4 protein-coding genes are annotated in these 4,455 nt (G+C 42.1%); all 4 read left to right on the forward strand.

What is annotated here, in order from left to right:
- The first annotated feature begins 637 nt into the window (after nucleotides 1-637).
- Genes QZ375_RS13765 through QZ375_RS13780 form a run of 4 tightly spaced genes read left to right on the forward strand, consistent with a single transcriptional unit; the run spans nucleotide 638 to nucleotide 4,391 of the window.
- Nucleotides 638-2,251: a hypothetical protein gene (locus tag QZ375_RS13765; protein ID WP_295219870.1), complete on the forward strand. Its 1,614-nt coding sequence runs from the start codon at nucleotides 638-640 to the stop codon at nucleotides 2,249-2,251.
- The gene (locus QZ375_RS13770; protein ID WP_295219872.1) at nucleotides 2,248-2,832 is read left to right on the forward strand and encodes an RAMP superfamily CRISPR-associated protein; all 585 of its coding nucleotides are present in this window, start codon (nucleotides 2,248-2,250) and stop codon (nucleotides 2,830-2,832) included. Before QZ375_RS13765 ends, QZ375_RS13770 begins: the two co-directional genes overlap by 4 nt.
- Nucleotides 2,810-3,955 carry a hypothetical protein gene (locus tag QZ375_RS13775; RefSeq protein WP_295219874.1) on the forward strand — a complete coding sequence of 382 codons (1,146 nt, stop codon included), beginning with the start codon at nucleotides 2,810-2,812 and terminating at the stop codon, nucleotides 3,953-3,955. Before QZ375_RS13770 ends, QZ375_RS13775 begins: the two co-directional genes overlap by 23 nt.
- A 1-nt stretch (nucleotide 3,956) precedes the next feature.
- Complete coding sequence (locus QZ375_RS13780; protein WP_295219876.1) at nucleotides 3,957-4,391, forward strand: hypothetical protein; 435 nt, start codon at nucleotides 3,957-3,959, stop codon at nucleotides 4,389-4,391.
- The last annotated feature ends 64 nt before the right edge of the window (nucleotides 4,392-4,455 follow it).

Consider the following 4,455-nt stretch of genomic DNA (forward strand, 5'->3'; position numbering starts at 1 on the left):
GTTTCCCTCGCTTTTATCCGCATTATTCTTAAAAGATACTAAACAGGCTCTAAGGTGATTGAAACATTTCGTTCAAAGCATTTATGACCATTCTCATCGTTGCAACCGACTTTAACTCCGTAAGGTGATTGAAACAATAAAGGTTTGCAAATGTGATTGCATTGGCAAGTTGCAACCGACTTTAACTCCGTAAGGTGATTGAAACTTTCAAGAGCATTATATGCTTTATCAATTCCTTTGGTTGCAACCGACTTTAACTCCGTAAGGTGATTGAAACGCAATCCGGTTCAGGACAAATAGATCACTGTTAGCGGTTGCAACCGACTTTAACTCCGTAAGGTGATTGAAACATATAGGCTAGTGTTATTCTGTCGATATTATTGGGTCGCAACCAACATTAACTCCGTAAGGTGATTGAAACTTTTCTATAATAATTATATCGTAAATTTAAACTTGCAACTAATTTTTACTCCGTAAGGTGAAGGAAACTCACATAAACAAAAACAGCCTGTACCAATTTTTTCTTGGTGCAGGCTGTTTTGTATTATTTTTGCACAATTACTTGACAATTTTGCTGAAATATGATATAATCAAAATGATTTTGTTTATTTTTACATTATTATAGAGGTGAAGCGCTTTGAAATCAGCAATAAGTGCAGAAACAAGACTACAAAAGATTCTGACATCGCTGTACGCCCATGCTGCAAAAAACGATGCAGAACAGCTGGCAGAAAATGCAATATGCCATCTGAACCATCCGGAAACGCCTCTGCGTCAAGATCTGGAGGTACGCCTGGTGAAAGGCGGTACATACAAAATCAAAGGGTATTATCTGGAAGATAATGATCTGATGAACATCCGCGGCGCCAGCAAAATCATTACAGAGGTGCAGGAGCATATTGTTCCGGAATTTCTGCGGAACAGTGTGGGTTTTGACTGCGTTTTGTACAACGGCGGTGGAAATCTTCTTGCGCTAGTCCCGGCAGATACAGACCCGTCTCTGGGAATTGCAATGGAACAGGAAGCACAAAAACGGCTGGTGACTGCTCAGACAGCATATTATGTCAGCGAACGGATCTCGTTGAGCAGCTTGTTTGGAAAACAGTACAGCGAACAGCTTAGAACACTGGAATTGGCACTTACTGCTCGCAAAAAGACGAAAATTCTCTTTCAAGCAAAACCGAAAAGTGAAATGCTGCATCAGGAGCTCTCAGACGGTATCAGAATTGAAGCAGAAACTCTGCCGGATGCCGAGCAGTACTGTGATGCTTGTAAGAAGCGGCTGGCGTATTATGAATGGAATGGACAGGTCGTCTGCGGTGGATGTCTGCATAAGATTCTGGCAGGCAGATCCGCAAAAGGACGCTACGTTGAGGCATATCGGACTTTTTTGCGGAAAAATGGCGCAGATGTTCTCGCAGACCAGGTCTGTTTTGCACATAAGCTGGAAGACATTGATGCAGAGGATGTTGCAGTCGTGTATGCTGATGGCAACAATATGGGCGGCATGATTCAGAAATTGAAAAAGTTGACTGAAATGATGGATTTCAGTGACTTTGTCCGTGAGACCATGCCCGAGATCGTTTATGGTGCGATGTGCGAACAAAAGATCGTTCGATTTGAGATCGTTGCAATGGGCGGAGATGATATTTTTCTGCTGGTTCCCGGAAAAGATGCTGTGGCATTTGCCGTAAATCTGATCGAACGATACAACAAAGCGTTTGAACAAAAGTTTCCGAATCCCAAATCTACATTATCTGCTGGTATTTGTATTGCAAAGTCCGACACGCCGATAAAAATTATGCTGGAAGCTGCAGAAGATCAGCTATCGGATGCGAAAGATCTGGTAAAACAGGAACATTGTTCAGGCAGCCTTTCGTTTCAAGTGCTGACTACCTATGAAAACGCTGTGGAGGGAAAACAAATCAGTACGTTACGTCCCTATTCCCTGGATGCCGCCAAAGAGATCTTAAAGTATGTATCGAAACTGAAGCGGAATAAATGTCTGGATTCTTCCCGATTGTACAACATTTCCGAAGCATTTCATCAGGCAGATTTAGAAATTGAGGCGTCTATGTTTTTGGATTATATCAACTGCAAGGATAAGGAAAAGGCAGTTCTGCCCCCGGAAACACTGGACAGATATGTATATCAGGATGGCTATTATCATAAGGACGGAAAAACCTACTTTATCTGGGACGATTTGATTGATTTAATGCAGTTCAGCAGGGGGGAGAATGATCCAATATGAAAAAGATCTATCAAGTTCGAGTGAAGTTGCTTTCTGCACTGCATATCAACGGTGGTACTAATGCGGATGGTGTGAGAATCACAGTAAAACAGGATGGACAGGCATATATTCCTGCAACACTTTTCAAAGGGATCGTACGGGAAAATTATAGCAAGATGGTTTCTCTTGTGGATGAAGCACATGCAACGCATCGGGCAGATACTGTCAGTGCACCCTGTTCATGCAGTACCTGTAAAATGTTCGGACGTGCGGGATTTCAGCAGTCACGAATCATTTTTGACAATCTGGAATGCCGGCAACCGCTGAACTATATGACCAGAACGAATGTTGGAGTGGATCGTTATTTGCAGACAAGTATGGCAGGAGCATTGGTCTTTACACAGGTTGTAGAGCCTTTTGATGCGGATGGAATGCCGGTTGAATTTTCCGGGCAGATCACAGCTTATTTTACAGAGAATCAAAAGGCAGAAGAAGCTTGTCTATGGAAAGCACTGGAGCTTATAAATTGTATCGGTCTTGGAAAAAGCAGAGGTCTGGGATTTGTGGAGGTGAGCGTAAATGAAGCAGAGAGTGGAATTTGAACTGCAAAGTGATCTGATGTGCGGCGGCGTACGTATTGCAGACAATTTCCTGGAATCAGAACCCTTTATCCGAGGTTCTGTTCTACGGGCAGCTTTTGCAAAGCAAATTCTGTTGGAATGTCCTTTGGGCGATATGCCAACGCCGGATGGAAAACTGCATTTTGTGACGCTGAAAGATGCAAACGGAGTATGCGCCAACTGCCCCCAACGGAAAGTTTGCGAAAATTTTTCTCAAATGCGTTTTTCCTATGCATATATCAGTGGTGCAATTCCAGCGCCGTTTACCTCTAGAGTATGTAAGAACTGCGGAACGGATCATCCAATACAGGATACCATCGTGGATAGCAGTAAAGTACAGTGTCATAAATGTACAGATGATTTAAAACGTATGGAATCAGCAAAAGGATTTTTATGTGAAGAGAATGGGATGTTCCATCAGGTAAAACCAAAAATTCATTTAACCACCCATACTGCCATCAGTCAGTATTCCAATACTGCGAAAACAGGAAGTTTGTTTTCCATTCGTGCCATTCAGAAGGGGACACATTTTGAAGCGGTGATCGATGATGCGGAAACTGGATTTTTGTCAGAGGGCGATGTGATCTATTGCGGAAAATATGCTTCCAATGGTTTTGGAAAGATGAAAATTGTTCGTATAACGCCGGAAGAGGAGTGTACAAAGGAAGAACTGGAAAATCGCATTTTCAGTTTTAATCAGCGGTTCCATACAACAAACCAAGCCGCAGTTCTGCTGCTTTCAGATGCTTGTGTAAAGATAGACGAGATTGCTGATATCCGGACGGATGAGGACTATACAAAGCTTTGGGAAACAGCATTATTTGGCGCAAAAGATCTGCCATTTCGAATGAAAAATATTGTTGCAGAAACACAGCTTTACAGTGGGTATGATACTTCGAGGAAATGGGGAGATTGGAAACAGAAAAAGCCGGATCTTCATTTGCTGAAGGGAACATCTATTTTGTTGGAAATCAAAGAAGGGCGTTATGAAGAGGCAGTGCAGCTGTTACTAGAATTGCAGAAAAATGGAGTTGGAGAGAAAACATTGGATGGATATGGTCAGATTGAGATCTGCCATAAAATTCATTGTATAGGAGTGAAATGAGATGGATCGAAAACAAATCAAAAAACAAATTATTGAAATTGTTCAGGGCATGAAAAAACAAATTGATCAAGATAAATTCGGAAAGCTGTTTGCCAAAGACGCCGGGTCGAAAACTAAAATCGGGTGCAACCAGTTTCGTGATATTGCTTCTATTTGTCATCAAGCGGATTGCTATGAAGAAGTCAAATTACTTGTGCAGTATAGTACAGCAAAAGCCAATAGCGATATGAACTGGAAAACACCGCTGCAGTATGATCCGAAAAAGAATTTTGGCGATCTTGTCGTAGATTGTATGGATGAAATACGCAAAATCGATCCTTCGCAGGAACTGTATTTGCTGGAATTGTACTTTGGCTATCTGTACTGGCAGACCAGGATCTGGAGTGAGGCGGCTTCTAATGATTCCAGCAAACAAGAAAATTCAGACAAATTATAAGATAAAAATGAGGGTGCGCCAGTTCGGTGCAGATAAAATAGTTCGGTGAAAGTCCGAACCCGGA

It is taken from the genome of Ruminococcus sp. (genome assembly GCF_019417665.1).
Classification (GTDB): Bacteria; Bacillota; Clostridia; order Oscillospirales; family Ruminococcaceae; genus Ruminococcus_C.